The sequence below is a fragment of the Mesorhizobium sp. M0016 genome (assembly GCF_040324035.1).
Classification (GTDB): domain Bacteria; phylum Pseudomonadota; class Alphaproteobacteria; order Rhizobiales; family Rhizobiaceae; genus Mesorhizobium.
Window position 1 is genome coordinate 1 of sequence record NZ_JAMYVM010000068.1, and the last position, 694, is coordinate 694.

At 59.8% G+C, this 694-nt stretch carries 1 protein-coding gene and 1 pseudogene; both read right to left on the minus strand.

Annotated features, from left to right (window positions below; all coding sequences use genetic code 11):
• Window positions 1-99: 99 nt before the first annotated feature.
• Window positions 100-290: pseudogene (locus NKJ88_RS32920) on the minus strand (HlyD family type I secretion periplasmic adaptor subunit); the annotation flags it as partial.
• Between the two features lie 12 nt (window positions 291-302).
• On the minus strand, window positions 303-694 hold a 392-nt coding region (locus NKJ88_RS32925), incomplete at its 5' end, for an ATP-binding cassette domain-containing protein (RefSeq protein WP_352446979.1).

Sequence of the window (694 nt, forward strand, 5' to 3'; positions counted from 1 at the left end):
TGGATAGGCATACATTTACGAAATGGATGCACTCTCGTTCACTTCGCCCTTCTGCTGAGCAGTTGCGGGCTCGCAGGCGGGGGGGACGCGCCCAGGCAATCGGCCCGAATGGATTTGGTCGATGTCCTTCGGGGTGATCGTACTTCAAGCGCAAGATCGTCGCCTTCCGGCACGATTAGCATGATCGGATCGGCGGGCACTCCGCCGACCGTATGAACTGCGAGTTGTTGAATGGCGCCTGACTGCGGCGCGACGATATCGATCCGCCGCAGTTCCTGTTCAACCGCCACGAGCTCGAAACGTCATTGTTCTGATGAATGCCGGACACCGGGATCCTCCATGTCAGCGCGCTCTGCCACGTGATCCTGTGTAGACTCGATGGCCTTCAGGACTTTGGAACGCGCACCGAATGATCGCTGCCGTCCACCTTCCATCACCAACACCAAATCCACGGCGCGGATGGCGCTCGGCCGATGGGCGACGACAACCGCAATGCCCTTGCGCTCGCGCACGGAGGCGATCGCATTAACGACTGCAGCCTCGCCTTCCGCATCGAGATGGGCATTGGGTTCATCCAGCACAACAAGGAAAGGGTCTCGATAAAGGGCCCGGGCAAGACCGATAAGCTGGCGCTGCCCGGCGGAAAGTGCCGATCCGGCCTCACCAATCGGAGTTTCGTATCCGTGCTCAAATC